This is a genomic window from Streptomyces sp. NPDC057271 (assembly GCF_042668715.1).
Taxonomy (GTDB): Bacteria; Actinomycetota; Actinomycetes; order Streptomycetales; family Streptomycetaceae; genus Streptomyces.
Genome location: NZ_JBHUYJ010000050.1, coordinates 42,674 through 56,445, shown reverse-complemented (window position 1 = coordinate 56,445; position 13,772 = coordinate 42,674). Strand labels below are relative to the sequence as shown.

13 protein-coding genes are annotated in these 13,772 nt (G+C 72.3%); 7 read left to right on the top strand and 6 right to left on the bottom strand.

Translation table 11 applies throughout. The annotated features are described in order from the left end of the window. Nucleotides 1–153: 153 nt before the first annotated feature. From ACFUJR_RS22855 to ACFUJR_RS22825, 7 genes are all read left to right on the top strand, one after another. Nucleotides 154–354 carry a DUF5988 family protein gene (locus ACFUJR_RS22855; protein ID WP_383171539.1) on the top strand — a complete coding sequence of 67 codons (201 nt, stop codon included), beginning with the start codon at nucleotides 154–156 and terminating at the stop codon, nucleotides 352–354. Nucleotides 355–512: 158 nt separating this feature from the next. After that, the gene (locus tag ACFUJR_RS22850; RefSeq protein WP_383171537.1) at nucleotides 513–1,472 is read left to right on the top strand and encodes an NmrA/HSCARG family protein; all 960 of its coding nucleotides are present in this window, start codon (nucleotides 513–515) and stop codon (nucleotides 1,470–1,472) included. Between the two features lie 38 nt (nucleotides 1,473–1,510). Beyond that, nucleotides 1,511–1,774, top strand: a complete 264-nt coding sequence (locus tag ACFUJR_RS22845; protein ID WP_383450668.1) for a hypothetical protein — start codon at nucleotides 1,511–1,513, stop codon at nucleotides 1,772–1,774. Continuing rightward, nucleotides 1,771–2,679, top strand: a complete 909-nt coding sequence (gene ligD / locus ACFUJR_RS22840; RefSeq protein WP_383171535.1) for a non-homologous end-joining DNA ligase — start codon at nucleotides 1,771–1,773, stop codon at nucleotides 2,677–2,679. Before ACFUJR_RS22845 ends, ligD begins: the two co-directional genes overlap by 4 nt. Nucleotides 2,680–2,965: 286 nt before the next feature. After that, entirely contained in the window at nucleotides 2,966–3,385 is a 420-nt protein-coding gene (locus tag ACFUJR_RS22835) for a CBS domain-containing protein (protein WP_383171533.1), read from the top strand. A 205-nt stretch (nucleotides 3,386–3,590) separates the two neighbouring features. Then, the gene (gene gdhA / locus ACFUJR_RS22830) at nucleotides 3,591–4,937 is read left to right on the top strand and encodes an NADP-specific glutamate dehydrogenase (RefSeq protein WP_383171531.1); all 1,347 of its coding nucleotides are present in this window, start codon (nucleotides 3,591–3,593) and stop codon (nucleotides 4,935–4,937) included. A gap of 235 nt (nucleotides 4,938–5,172) precedes the next feature. Beyond that, nucleotides 5,173–6,414 carry a cation:proton antiporter gene (locus tag ACFUJR_RS22825; RefSeq protein ID WP_383171529.1) on the top strand — a complete coding sequence of 414 codons (1,242 nt, stop codon included), beginning with the start codon at nucleotides 5,173–5,175 and terminating at the stop codon, nucleotides 6,412–6,414. Between the two features lie 62 nt (nucleotides 6,415–6,476). Here the strand turns inward: ACFUJR_RS22825 and ACFUJR_RS22820 are convergent, their stop codons facing one another. The 6 genes from ACFUJR_RS22820 to ACFUJR_RS22795 are packed head-to-tail and all read right to left on the bottom strand — an operon-like array spanning nucleotide 6,477 to nucleotide 13,640. Beyond that, nucleotides 6,477–7,439: an ABC transporter substrate-binding protein gene (locus ACFUJR_RS22820; RefSeq protein WP_383171527.1), complete on the bottom strand. Its 963-nt coding sequence runs from the start codon at nucleotides 7,437–7,439 to the stop codon at nucleotides 6,477–6,479. A 1-nt stretch (nucleotide 7,440) separates the two neighbouring features. Continuing rightward, the gene (locus ACFUJR_RS22815) at nucleotides 7,441–9,414 is read right to left on the bottom strand and encodes an ABC transporter permease subunit (RefSeq protein ID WP_383171525.1); all 1,974 of its coding nucleotides are present in this window, start codon (nucleotides 9,412–9,414) and stop codon (nucleotides 7,441–7,443) included. Next, on the bottom strand, nucleotides 9,411–9,545 hold the full coding sequence (locus ACFUJR_RS22810) for a hypothetical protein (RefSeq protein ID WP_383171523.1): 135 nt from the start codon (nucleotides 9,543–9,545) through the stop codon (nucleotides 9,411–9,413). The genes ACFUJR_RS22815 and ACFUJR_RS22810 overlap by 4 nt, the downstream gene beginning before the upstream one ends. After that, complete coding sequence (locus ACFUJR_RS22805; RefSeq protein WP_383171521.1) at nucleotides 9,545–10,612, bottom strand: glycine betaine/L-proline ABC transporter ATP-binding protein; 1,068 nt, start codon at nucleotides 10,610–10,612, stop codon at nucleotides 9,545–9,547. The genes ACFUJR_RS22810 and ACFUJR_RS22805 overlap by 1 nt, the downstream gene beginning before the upstream one ends. Continuing rightward, nucleotides 10,609–12,135 carry a GMC family oxidoreductase gene (locus tag ACFUJR_RS22800; RefSeq protein WP_383171519.1) on the bottom strand — a complete coding sequence of 509 codons (1,527 nt, stop codon included), beginning with the start codon at nucleotides 12,133–12,135 and terminating at the stop codon, nucleotides 10,609–10,611. Before ACFUJR_RS22800 ends, ACFUJR_RS22805 begins: the two co-directional genes overlap by 4 nt. Beyond that, nucleotides 12,132–13,640 (bottom strand): aldehyde dehydrogenase family protein, encoded by a 1,509-nt coding sequence (locus tag ACFUJR_RS22795; protein ID WP_383171517.1) that lies wholly within the window; start codon nucleotides 13,638–13,640, stop codon nucleotides 12,132–12,134. Before ACFUJR_RS22795 ends, ACFUJR_RS22800 begins: the two co-directional genes overlap by 4 nt. Between the last annotated feature and the right edge of the window lie 132 nt (nucleotides 13,641–13,772).

Below are 13,772 nucleotides of genomic sequence, written 5' to 3'. Positions count from 1 at the left end.
GCCGTCCCTGTCGGCTCGCGCTCGATCCGCGGTCGGGCCACCGTGCCGCCTCGTCGTACATCGCCCCGCTGATGCCGCACGGCGCCCCGGCGGGTGTCCCCCGACAGACGCTTCCCGCGTGCGGCGCGGGGCCGGGGTGGCGAGACTGGTGCCATGGCGCACAAGGTGTTTCTGGAGGGCGGTCCGGACGACCTCCCCGAGCGGATCGTGCAGGTCGAGACCCCCGGCGAGGACGTGAAGCTCCCGCGTCTCGGCGGATACGAACACTTCAGGGAGACCCCACGACGCGAGGACACCGCCGCGGGGACCCTGCGGGTGTACGAGTGGTGGGAGCGTACGGAGATCGCCGAGTAGGCGGAGCCTCCGGATCATCCGGAGAGCGCGGACAGACCCAGGCGGGACCACACCCCTCCCGCGGCCCGTGACACACACCGGCACGCATACCGGCACGCGTCCCGGGCACGCGCTGAGAAGACGTGGACGCGCGCGGCAGGTGCGAGGCGAATCGAGCCATGACCGAGAAGAAGATCATCACGGTGTTCGGGGCGACCGGCAGCCAGGGCGGCGGACTCGTCCGCGCCGCCCTGAGCGACCCGGACGAGGAGTTCGCGGTACGGGCCGTCACCCGCCGTCCCGACGGAGACGCGACGCAGGAGCTGAAACGCCTCGGTGTCACCGACATCGTCCAGGCCGACATGGACGATCCGCCCAGCCTCGCCCCGGCCTTCGAGCACGCCTACGGCGCCTTCCTGGTCACGCCGTTCTGGGAGCACATGTCCGCCGCCCGGGAGAAGGCCCAGGCCCTGGCGCTCGCCCGGGCGGCCTCGCACGCGGGTGTGCAGCACGCCGTCTGGTCCACGCTGGAGGACACCCGCGCCTGCATCCCGCTCGACGACGACCGGATGCCCACCCTCCAGGAGCACTACAAGGTGCCGCACTTCGACGCCAAGGCGGAGGCCGACCGCTACTTCACCGACGAAGGCGTACCGACCACCTTCCTGCGCACCACCTTCTACTGGGAGAACCTCTTCGACTTCTTCCCCCCGCAGCGCGGCGAGGACGGAACCCTCCGGCTGAACCTCCCGATGGGCGACCACCGGCTCTCGGGCATGGCCGTCGCCGACATCGGCAGGACCGCCCTGGCCATCCTCAAGCGGGGTACGGACCTCATCGCCGCCACGGTCAGCATCGCCGGGGAGCACCTCAAGGTCGCCGACATGGCCTCCGCGCTGGGGGAGGCGCGCGGCGAACCGGTGCTGTACCGGCCGCTGACGCCGGACGCGTACCGGGCGCAGGGACATCCCGGCGCGGACGAGGCGGGGAACATGTTCCAGTTCTTCGCCGACTGCGAAGAGCCGTACACCAAGGCCCGCGACCTCACCGCCGCCCGCGACCTCAACCCCGCGCTGCAGGACTTCGCCGCCTGGCTCGCCGAGCACCGCGACGAGGTGCGCGAGGCCTGGCGGACCTGACGCCGGCGGCACGGCGGCCCGCACGGACGGAGACGCACATGGCCCCCCGGCACGCGGCACTGACGGAACACCCTCGGCGCAGGGACCTCTCGAAGTCGACCGAGCCGGACGGACGGAAGCTGCGCGGCGGCCGGTCGCTCACCCGCCTCCGCACCGACACGGACGGCGGGCGCCCGACGTGGCTGCCGGTCACACGGTCCGCCGAGCGCGCCTCGGGAGGGGGTACGCCAGACCCTCGGCGCGCCCGCTCGGTGCGCACGGGCCACACCCCGGGGCAGGTCGCCGCGGGGCGGGCGGCATGAGCGTCCCTCGGAGGGTCCGGGCGGGGCGGCGCACGGTCGAGGTCGGGCGACCGGAGAAGGTGCTCTTCCCCGAGGACGGCATCACCAAGGCCGACCTGGCCACGTACTACCGCACGGTCGCCCGGCGGATGCTTCCGCAGCTGCGCGGCCGGCCGCTGATGCCGGAGCGTCACCCGGACGGCATCGGCGACCGGGGATTCATGCAGAAGGACACCCCGGACCACTTCCCGGACTGGGTCCACCGCGCCGAGCTGCCCAAGGAGGGCGGCACCGTCACGTACGTCCTGTGCGACGACACGGCCACCCTGGTCCTGCTCGCCGACCAGGCCTGCGTCACCCCGCACCGATGGCTCTCCAGGGCCGACCTGCCGGACCGTCCCGACCGGCTCGTCTTCGACCTCGACCCGTCCGACGACGATTTCGCGCGGGTCCGCGAGGCCGCGTGGTGGCTCCACGAGCTGCTGGACGAGCTGCGGCTGCCCTCGCGGCTGATGACCACGGGCTCACGCGGGCTGCACGTCAGCGTCGCGCTGGACCGCGGCGCGGCCTTCGACGAGGTACGCGGATTCGCCGCCGACGTCGCCCGCTTCCTCGCCGCCCGCCACCCCGACCGGCTCACGACCGAGGCCCGCAAGAAGGCGCGCGGAGGGCGGCTCTACATCGACATCCAGCGCAACGCGTACGGGCAGACGGCCGTCGCGCCCTACGCGGTCCGCGCCCGCCCCGGCGCGCCCGTCGCAGCGCCCATCGCCTGGAACGACCTGGACGACCCGGGCCTCGACGCCCGGCGCTGGACCCTCGCCGACGCGGACCGGCTCCTCGAAAGGAACCCCTGGACCCCCGCCCCGCGCCCCCGCTCACTCGCCGCGGCGGCGGAGCGCCTGCGTCGTGTCGCGGCAGGGTGATGCCGCGCAGGCAGGACCGCGGCGTTCCAGGACGCGGCTTCGGGGCCCGCAGGACGTGCGGGCAGTCTCCGAACTCGCGTTCGACGCCTGCGTCGGATGGTTGGCCGTGTCGCGGCCGAAGGGACGCCCGACGCCCGTTGGCTCGTCGGCCGGCTCTCTGGGCTGAAGAGCGTCGATGGCAGGCGGCACGCGTACCCCGTGATGCACGGGGGCGGCAGGGTTGGCGGTGTCGGGAGGGGGCAGTCGCGATGGGGAGGACCGACCACGAGAGAATCAGGAGATACCCATGACCACCGCACGTGACCTGATGACGGCGGACGCGACCTGCGTCCGCGCGAGCGAGACCATCGTCGAGGCCGCGCGGAAGATGGCGGACCTCGGTGTCGGAGCCCTGCCGATCTGCGGCCCCGACGAGAAGCTGCACGGCATGCTCACCGATCGCGACATCGTCGTGAAGGTCGTCGCCCAAGGCAAGGACCCCGCCGCGTGCACCGCCGGCGACCTCGCGCAGGACACGATCGTCACGGTCGCCGCCGACGACACCGCCGAACAGGTGCTCCGCGTCATGAGTGAGCACAGGATCCGACGCGTACCCGTCATCGACAGCCACGTCCTCGTCGGCATCATCTCCCAGGCCGATGTCGCCCGGACCCTCCCCGAGGCCCAGGTCGGCGACTTCGTCGAAACCGTCTCCGCCGCTTCCTGACCGGCCCGCTCGCCGTCCGGCCGCCGTCCGCCCTCCCGTTCCCCGACGTTCGCACGCCGCATGCCGTTCGGCCGCTCGACCGAACGTGGATCTCCCCAACGGCCCCGCGGGCCGCCGCGTCCGGCAACAATTGCCTGACGCCGCCCCGCGGGCAACGCGACGCGAACGGCGGACCTTTCGGCGAGCAGAAGGCGAGACACCAGGCATGCACGTCAGCGCGCACATCGAGGCCGTCTACACCGAGATCTGCCGACGCAACCCCGGGGAGGCGGAGTTCCACCAGGCGGCGGCCGAAGTGCTCGACTCCCTGGCGCCCGCGCTCGAGCGGCATCCGGAGTACGCGGAGAGCGGGATCCTGGAGCGGCTGTGTGAGCCGGAGCGGCAGTTGCTCTTCCGGGTCCCGTGGGTCGACGACCAGGGGGCCGTGCGGGTGAACCGAGGCTTCCGCGTGGAGTTCAGCAGTGCCCTCGGCCCGTACAAGGGCGGTCTGCGCTTCCACCCGAGTGTCAACCTCGGCATCGTGAAGTTCCTCGGCTTCGAGCAGATCTTCAAGAACGCGCTGACCGGGATGGGCATCGGCGGCGGCAAGGGCGGCGCGGACTTCGACCCCAAGGGCCGCTCGGACGGCGAGGTCATGCGGTTCTGTCAGTCCCTCATGACCGAGCTGTACCGGCACCTGGGCGAGCACACCGACGTACCGGCCGGAGACATCGGAGTCGGGGCGCGGGAGATCGGCTATCTGTTCGGCCAGTACAAGCGGATCACCAACCGGTACGAGGCCGGTGTCCTGACCGGGAAGCCCGTGGGCTGGGGCGGTTCGCACGTCCGTACCGAGGCGACCGGTTACGGCGCGGTGTACTTCGCCGAGGAGATGCTCGCCACGCGCGGCGACGGTTTCGACGGGCGCCGGGTGGTGGTCTCCGGCTCGGGGAACGTGGCCGTGTACGCCGCCGAGAAGGTGCACGACCTGGGCGGCAGGGTGGTGGCCTGCAGCGACTCCTCCGGGTATCTGGTCGACGAGGACGGCATCGACCTGGAGCTGCTGAAGGACGTCAAGGAGGTGCGCAGGGCCCGTATCTCCGCCTACGCGGAGGCGAAGCCGACCGCGCGCTTCTCCGCCCGGGGCACGGTGTACGACGTCCCGTGCGAGATCGCCCTGCCGTGCGCGACCCAGAACGAGCTGGGCCGCGACGACGCCGTGGCCCTGGTCAAGAACGGCGTTCGGGCCGTCGCCGAAGGCGCGAACATGCCCTGCACCCCCGACGCGGTGAAGGTGTTCCGGGAGGCGGGGGTCCTCTTCGGTCCGGGGAAGGCCGCCAACGCCGGTGGTGTGGCGACCTCGGCGCTGGAGATGCAGCAGAACGCTTCCCGCGACAGCTGGTCCTTCGAGGAGACGGAGACGCGGCTCGCGACGGTCATGCGCGGCGTCCACGCCGAGTGCCGGGCCACCGCCGAGGCGTACGGCGGCAACGCGGAGGACTACGTGCTCGGCGCCAACGTCGCGGGGTTCCTGAAGGTGGCTCGGGCGATGACGGCGCAGGGCGTCGTCTGACCCCCGCAGCCGCGCCGACATCGCCGGACCCCTGGTCGGCGCCGCGCGGCACCGTCCGGAGCTGCCACCGTCCCAAGTGGTCCCTCCGTCCGGGGCGGCTCCACCGTCCCGGGCGGCCCCCCACCGCGCCAGGGGGCCGCTGGGGGGTGGGCGCGCCGTCGTCGGCGTGCTCCCACCGGTCGGCGGGCGCATCGGCCGTACGCTGCGTCTGTCCGAGGCCCCTTCGAAAGCGCGGATGCTCTTGCTTGCCGTCACCGTCATCGCGGGCGTTCTCTTCACCTGGTGCGTCCTGTCGCACCGGCTCGCGCGATGGAGCATCACCGCGCCGATCGCCATGATGGTCGCGGGCATCGCCCTCACCAGCGGCTCCGACCCGCCGCTCGTCTTCGACCTCGGCGACCTGGCCGGCTTCGAGCACGCCGTGGAGGTCGTCCTCGCGCTCCTGCTCTTCGTCGACGCGACCGAGGTGCCCAAGGGAGTCGTCCGCCGGGAGCGGAGCGTCGTCGTCCGACTCCTCGGCGGCGCGCTGCCGCTCACCCTCGCCGCCGCCTTCCTGGCCGCGCTCGCCTTCTTCCCCGACCAGCCCGGATGGGTGCTGGCGGTGCTGGCGACCGTCGTCGTCCCGCTCGATCTGGCGCCCACCGCCGCCGTGCTCCGGGACAAGCGCATCCCGGCGCGCCTGCGGGACGTGCTCAACGTCGAGGGCGGTCTGAACGACGGGATCGTCTCCCCGGTGTTCCTGCTCTGCCTCGCCGCCGCCGTCGAGTCCCACACGGCGAGCGACGACTACGCCGAGGCCCTCCTCGACGCCGTCGGAGCGGCGGCGTGGGCCGTCGGGGCCGGATCACTCGTCGGCTACGTGGCCGGACGGCTGCTGCGCGGGTCCTGGGCCCGGGGCTGGACCCAGCCCGCCGCGACGAGGCTCGCGGTGCTGAGCGTGCCGATCGCCGCGTACACCCTGTCCGTCGCGCTGGACGGCAACGGTTTCGTCGCCTCCTTCGTCGCCGGTGTCTGCCTCGCCCCGTCGTTGCGGCAGCTGCCGAAGGACGCCGTGGAGATGACCGACGACCTGGTCACCCTGCTGACGCTCGCCCTGTGGTTCCTCTTCGGACAGATGGTCAACGACGAGTTCTGGGACGGCTTCCACCTCTCCGTCATCCTCTACGGGCTCCTCGCCCTCACCCTGGTCCGTGTGGTGCCGGTGCTGCTCGTGCTGATCGGTACGGACGTGCCCCTGACCGACAGGCTCTTCCTGGGCTGGATGGGCCCCCGGGGCGTGACCACGGTGGTCTTCGGGCTCCTCGCCACACTGGAGCTGCCCGCCGCCGGCGGCGGGGACTTCATCTCCCGCGTCATGGTGATCACCGTCATGCTCAGCGTCGTGCTGCACGGCCTCAGCGCCGAGCCCCTCGGCCGTCTCTACGCCCGCCGACGCGTCTCGCCACCGGCGCCCGAGCCCCGGGGCGGCGTGGACTGACACGTACCCGGCCGGGCCGGGACACGGCGGACCGGGTATGCGTCCGGCCCGCCGCGCCCGCGTCAGGACGGGATCCAGACCCGCCAGGTGGCCTCGTTCTCCTTCACCCAGCGCCCCGCCGCCTCCTGCGGCGACAGCTTCTGGTCCGCGATCATCAGGGCGACGTCGTTCTGCATCTCGGTCGTCCAGCGGAACCTCTTCAGGAAGGCGGCGGCGTCGCCTCCGTCGTTCGCGAAGCGGGCGTTGAGGAACTTCTGCAGCGGCGTGTGCGGATACGCGCAGGCCACCTTCTGCGGGTCGGCGTCGCAGCCCTCCTTGTACGCGGGCAGCTTCACCTCCGTCATCGGGACCTTCTCGAAGAGCCACTGGGGCTTGTACCAGTAGCTCAGGAAGGGCTTCCTCTCCTTGGCGAACTGCTTGATCTGCGTGATCTGCGCTGCCTCCGAGCCCGCGAACACGACCTGGTAGTCGAGGCCGAGACTGTTCACGAGGGCCTTGTCGTTCGTGACGTAGGACGGCGAGCCGTCCAGCAACTGGCCCTTGCCGCCGCTCTCCGCGGTACGGAACTCGGCTGCGTACTTGTTCAGGTTCCTCCAGTCGGTGACGTCCGGGTGCTTCTCGGCGAAGTACGTCGGTACGAACCAGCCGATGTGGCCGGTCACCCCGAGATCGCCACCGCGCTCGATCGTCCCCTTGTCGTCGATGTACCGCTTCTCCTGCTCCGGGTGGCCCCAGTCCTCCAGGATGGCGTCCACCCGGCCCTGGCTGAGCGCGTCCCAGGCGGGTACCTCGTCGATCTGGACCGTGTCCACCCGATAGCCGAGCTCGTGCTCGAGCAGGTACTGAGCGACGGCGACGTTGGCCTGCGCGCCCACCCACGACTGCACGGACAGGGTGACCGTGCGGGAGCCCTTCGCGTCGGCGTACGGCGATGCCTGGCGGGTCATGTCGGCGGCGCCGCAGCCGGTGAGAGCGGCCGCCAGGGCGGCCGCCGTCACGAGTGCGGCGATGCGTGTACGAGCCATCTCAGGCCCCCTTTCCGGCGAGTGCGCGGCGTTCCGTCGGCTGGGTGACGCGGTCGAGCATCAGGCCGAGGCAGACGATCGCCGCGCCGGCGACCAGACCGGTCGCCAGGTCGCCCTGGGCGAGACCGAAGACCGCGTCGTAACCGAGCGCACCGCCGCCCACCAGACCACCGATGACGACCACGGCCAGCACGAGCACAACGCCCTGGTTGACGGCGAGCAGCAACGCGGGCCGTGCCAGCGGCAGTTGGACCTGGAGCAGCTGCTGCCGACCGGTCGCGCCCAACGAGCGCGAGGACTCCATCGCGGCCGCGTCCACCCCGCGCACACCCTGGGTGGTGATCCGTACGACGGCGGGCAGCGCGTAGACCACGGCGGCCGCGACCGCCGGGGCGCGGCCCACGCCGAACAGGGCGACCACGGGGATGAGGTAGACGAACTGCGGCATCGTCTGGAAGACGTCCAGCACCGGCCGCAGCGCCCGCCCCAGGCGGGTGCTGCGGGCCGCGGCGACCCCCAGGGCGCCACCGAGCAGCAGCGTCACGGCGACGGCGGCCAGCACCTGGGAGAGCGTGTCGAGCGCCGGGTCCCAGACGCCGAGCACCCCGATCGCCGCCATCGCGAGGACGGCCGTCCCGGCGGTGCGCCACGTGCCGATGAGCAGGGCGAGCGCGCCGACCGCCAGCAGGACCGCCCACCAGGGCAGCCACTGCAGGCCGTCGCGCAGGGGGTTGAGGACCCACGTGGTGAACCGCGCCGCCCAGTCGGCGGTGCCGCCGACCAGCGGCACGCCGGAGTAGAGGTGCGCGGTCATCCAGTCGACCGCGCCGTTGACGGGCTCGGCGATGCCGACCGTCCACGCGTCGGGCCAGGAGAGCCGGTCGGAGAGCCGGCCCGCGACGGCGACGACGGCGGTCACCGCGAGAGCGACGGCCCAGCCGAGTCCGGCCCGGCGGACGGGAGCCGCGCCGATCCGCTCTCCGGCCGCGGCGGTGACCCGGTCGAGGACGACGGCGAGCAGCACGATCGGCACACCGGCCGTGAGCGCGGCACCGACGTCGACGGAGGCCAGTGCCTGGTAGACCCGGTCTCCGAGTCCGCCCGCGCCGATGACGGAGGCGATCACGGCCATGCCGAGCGCCATCATGATCGACTGGTTGACACCGAGCAGAAGTTCCTTGCGGGCCAGCGGAAGCCGGGCTGTCAGCAGGCGCTGCCGACCGGTGGCGCCGAGCGACGCGGAGGCCTCCATGATCCCGGAGTCCGCGCCGCGCAGCCCCAGCGCGGTGAGACGGGCCATGGGCGGGGCCGCGTAGACGACGGTCGCCAGGACGGCCGCGGGCACGCCGATTCCGAAGACCAGGACGACGGGCAGCAGATATGCGAAGGCCGGCAGCACCTGCATGGTGTCGAGCACCGGGCGCAGGATCCGGTGCATCCGGTCCGACAGGCCCGCGGCGAGGCCGAGGAGGCCTCCGAACAGCACGGACGCGGCGACGGCGATCAGCATCAGGGCGAGCGTCTGCATCGTGGGCACCCACATGCCGAGCACTCCGCACACGGCGAAGCCGGCGACGCAGGTCAGCGCGAGACGGACGCCCGCGACACGCCAGGCCACCAGACCGGCGGCGGCGGTGACACCGGCCCAGCCGAGGGCGAGCAGCAGCAGGTACACCGCGCGGACGGACACGACCACGACGTTGCTGACGTGGCCGAGGAAGTAGAGGAACAACGGGTGGCCGTCACGGTTGTCGATGATCCAGTCGCTGGTGCGCTCCAGCGGCCCGGACACGTCGACGGCGAGCGCCGCCGGCCAGCTGCCGCCGCCCAGGAGCACGGCTCCGAGAACGAGCGCGACGGCTGCGCAGGCGCCGATCAGCCGGCCGCGGTGGTGCGCGAGGGCGCGCAGCGCACCGGACCCGGCGTCGCGGGCGGCCGCAGGACTGGGAGGGGCGGGAGTGACGGTGGTGGTCATCGGCCCCACCGCCCGGTGGTCGAGCCGTCGCGGCGGGCGGCCAGGGCGGAGAAGCCGCTCGTGCCGTTCGGCGCGGAGGTCGCGGAACCGCTCGTGGCGCCCGGCGGCGGCCAGGTCGTATGGGCGTACATCAGGCCACCGCCCTCCCCGCCGCGGCCGGTACTCCGGCGACGACACCGAGCAGTCCCGCGTGGTCGACCACGCCCAGGCACCGGCCGTCCTCGACGACCCGCGCGTTCTCGCCCGTACGGGCGACGGCCTTGATGGCCTCGTGCACGGTGGCGCTCGGGGCCAGCGAGGGACCGGCCTCCTGCTCGCCTGCGAGGGCCGGGCGCATCGCCGAGCGGACGGTCAGCACCTGCTCGCGCGGCACGTCCCGGACGAAGTCCCGGACGTAGTCGTCGGCGGGGGCGCCCACGATCTCCTCCGGCGTACCGAGCTGGACGATCCGGCCGTCGCGCATCAGCGCGATGCGGTCGCCCAGCTTCAGCGCCTCGCTCAGATCGTGCGTGATGAAGACCATCGTGCGTCCCTCCTCCTGGTGCAGACGGACCACCTCCTCCTGCATGTCCCGGCGGATCAGCGGGTCCAGGGCGCTGAACGGCTCGTCGAACAGCAGGACTTCGGGGTCCACGGCGAGCGCGCGGGCCAGCCCGACACGCTGCTGCTGACCACCGGACAGCTGGCTCGGCCTGCGGTGCTCCATACCGTCCAGGCCCACCTTGGTGACGAACTCGGCGGCCCGCTCGCGCCGTTCGCCGCGGCCCACACCCTGGATCTCGAGGCCGTACGCGACGTTGTCGAGCACCGTCCGGTGCGGCAGCAGCCCGAAGTGCTGGAAGACCATCGCCGCCCGGTGCCGGCGCAGCTCGCGGAGCCGCCCGCTGTCCATGGACAGCACGTCCTCGCCGTCGATGGCGATCGTGCCCGACGTCGGCTCGATGAGCCGGGTCAGACAGCGGACGAGCGTGGACTTGCCCGAGCCCGAGAGGCCCATGACGACGAAGACCTCGCCCTTGCGGACGTCGAACGAGACGTCGCGGACGGCGGCGGTGCAGCCGGTGCGCTCGCGCAGCCCGGCGGCGTCGAGCGACCTGAGCTCCCGGTCCGCGGGCACGCGGTCGGCCTTCGGACCGAAGACCTTCCACAGGTCGCGTACGGAGAAGACGGGCTCGGCGGGGGTCTGCGGAGCGTTCATCGGACCGTACCTCCCAGCAGGTCGGCGCATTTCTCGCCGACCATGAGCACGCCGATCATCGGGTTGACGGCGGTCATGGTCGGGAAGACCGACGCGTCGGCGATCCGGATGCCGTCGAGGCCCCGGATCCGCAGATCGGGCGCGACGACGGCGAGTTCGTCGTCGACGGCCCCCATCCGGCACGTTCCGGCCGGGTGGTAGACGGTGTGCGCGACCTGACGGGCGTACGCGCTGAGTTCCTCGTCGGAGGTCACCTCGGGTCCCGGGCACACCTCCCGCTTCAGCCATCCGGCCAGCGGCTCGCTCGCCGCGATCCGCCGGGCGATGCGGATGCCGTCGACGAGGGTGCGGCCGTCGTAGTCGTCCTCGTCGGTGAAGTACCGGAAGTCCAGGGCGGGCTTGACCTCGGGGTCGGCACTCGTCAGGTAGAGCCGGCCGCGGCTGCGCGGCTTGGGGATGTTCGGGGTCATCGACACGCCGTGCGCGGGCCGTTCGTAGCCCAGGCGCTCGGGATTGTCGGTGAAGGGGATCTGGTAGAAGTGGAACATCAGGTCCGGCCCCTCGGACTCCGGGTCCCGGCGGACGAACAGGCCGGCGTCGGAGTCCATGGCGGAGTTCTCCGGGATCGGGCCGTGCGTCTCCCACACGATGACCGACTCGGGGTGGTCGAGCAGGTTCTCCCCGACACCCGGCAGGTCGTGCACGACGGGTATGCCGAGCTTCTCGAGGTCGGCACGGGGCCCGACGCCGGAGTGCAGCAGCAGTCGCGGGGTGTCCACGGCACCCGCGCAGACCAGGACCTCGCGCCGGGCGCGTACGACGTGCTCGTCGCCGTCCTTGGTACGGATGTGCACGCCGGTGGCGCGGGTGCCCTCGAACTCCAGGCGGAACGCCCAGGTCTCCAGCGCGATGTGCAGGTTCGGCCGGTCCAGGAACGGGTGCAGATAGGCGACCGAGGCGGACGACCGCTTGTTGTTCTCCGGGTGGTACGCGAGGTCGAAGAAGCCGACGCCCTCGTGGAAGGGGCGCCTGTTGAAGCCCTCGACGCGCGGCACACCGAGCGTGGTCTGTGCCGCGTCGACGAAGTCCCGGGCGATCGCGTTCCGGTCGGCCTCGTCGACGGGCACGATGTTGTTGCGCAGCCGGGCGAAGTACGGATCCATCGCCGCCGCGCCCCACCCCTCGGCGCCGGCCTCGGCCCACTCGTCCCAGTCGGAGGGCAGGGGCTTGAAGGCGATGAGGGTGTTGTGCGAGGAACAGCCGCCGAGCACCCGCGCACGGCTGTGGCGGATGTGCGAGTTGCCGCGGGGCTGCTCGGTCGTGGGGTAGTCGTAGTCCAGCTCACCGCCGAGCAGGCCCATCCAGCGGCGCAGGGTGAGGACGTCGTCACGGCCGACGTCACTGGGGCCGCCCTCGATGACGGCGACGCTGACGTCCGGGTCCTCGGTCAGCCGGGAGGCGATGACCGAACCCGCGGTACCGCCGCCGACGACGACGTAGTCGTACACGTGCCGGTCGTTCATGCCTGGTCCTTCTCCGTCGTGCCCGCGAACCAGCGCACGGGGCGCGGAGCGAGGTTCTGGTAGATGTGCTTGGCCTCGCGGTACTCGGCGAGACCGCTGGGGCCCAGTTCGCGGCCGATGCCGCTCTTTCCGAAGCCGCCCCATTCCGCCTGCGGCAGGTAGGGGTGGAAGTCGTTGATCCAGACGGTGCCGTGGCGCAGCCGGGCCGCGACGCGCCGGGCACGGTCCTCGTCGGCCGTCCACACCGCTCCGGCGAGGCCGTACTCGGTGTCGTTGGCGAGGGTGACGGCCTCCTCCTCGGTGCGGAAGGTCTCCACGGTGAGGACGGGTCCGAAGACCTCTTCGCGGACGATCCGCATCCGGCGGTGGCACCGGTCGAGGACCGTGGGCCGGTAGAAGTAGCCGGGACCGGCCGGGCGCTCGCCGCCCGCGCGCAGGACGGCGCCCTCGCGGAGGGCGGAGTCCACGTACTCCTCGGTCCTCGCCACCTGGGCCGCGGAGACCAGCGGACCGCACTCGACGCCCGCGTCGGTGCCGCGGCCGAGCCGGATCAGTTCGGCCCGGCGGGCGAGTTCGGCGACGAAGCGCTCGCGCAGCGACTCCTCGACGATGAGGCGGGAGCCGGCGGAGCAGACCTGCCCGCTGTGGATGAAAGCGGCGTTGAGAGCCTGGTCGACGGCGGTGTCGAAGCCGTCGGCCGTCGCGCAGGCGTCGGCGAACACGACGTTGGGGTTCTTGCCGCCCAGTTCGAGGGCGACCTTCTTCACGCTGTCGGCGGCCGCGTGGGCCACCTTCGTGCCACTGACGAGACCGCCCGTGAACGAGACGAGGTCGACGTCGGGGTGCGCGGCGAGCCGGGCGCCGACGGTGTGGCCGGGGCCGGTGACGATGTTGGCCGCTCCGAGCGGCAGACCGGCCTCCAGGAGGAGTTCGACCAGGACGACGGTGCTCAGCGGGGTGATCTCGCTGGGCTTGATCACGAAGGTGTTGCCGGCGGCGAGGGCGGGCGCGATCTTCCAGCTGGCCTGGAGCAGCGGGTAGTTCCACGGCGTGATCAGCGCGCAGACGCCGACGGGCTCGTGCACGACGACGCTGCGGATCTCGTCCGATCCGGCGTCGACGACGCGTGCGCCGCTCTCGCTCTCCACGAGGTCGGCGAAGTAGCGGAAGGCGTCGCGGACGCAGTCGACGTCGACACGGCCCTCCTCCAGCGTCTTGCCCGCGTCCTGGCTCTCCAGGGCACCGATGCGCTCGCGGTCGCGCTCGAGCAGGGCGGCGACCCGCCGCAGCAGGTTCGCCCGTTCGGCGACCGGCGTACGCGGCCAGGCACCGTCGTCGAACGCGGCACGCGCGGCGGCCACGGCGTCCTCGGTGTCCGCGACATCGCCCTCCGACACGACGGCGAAGACGGTCGCGTCGACGGGGTCGATGATGTCGCGCGTGGCGCCGGAGACGGCGGCTCGCCATTCTCCGCCCACATGGATGGTCTGTTGTTCTGCGGTCACGTCGCGTCTGGCCCTTCGTTCCTTGAATCCCCCTGCCGGCTGCGCCGGCGATCGGGCCGCCTGCCCCGACCTGTGGAATCCATGCGCAATGCTTCACGGAGAGTGCTCTGTCTCACGCCCGATAGCGGTGTG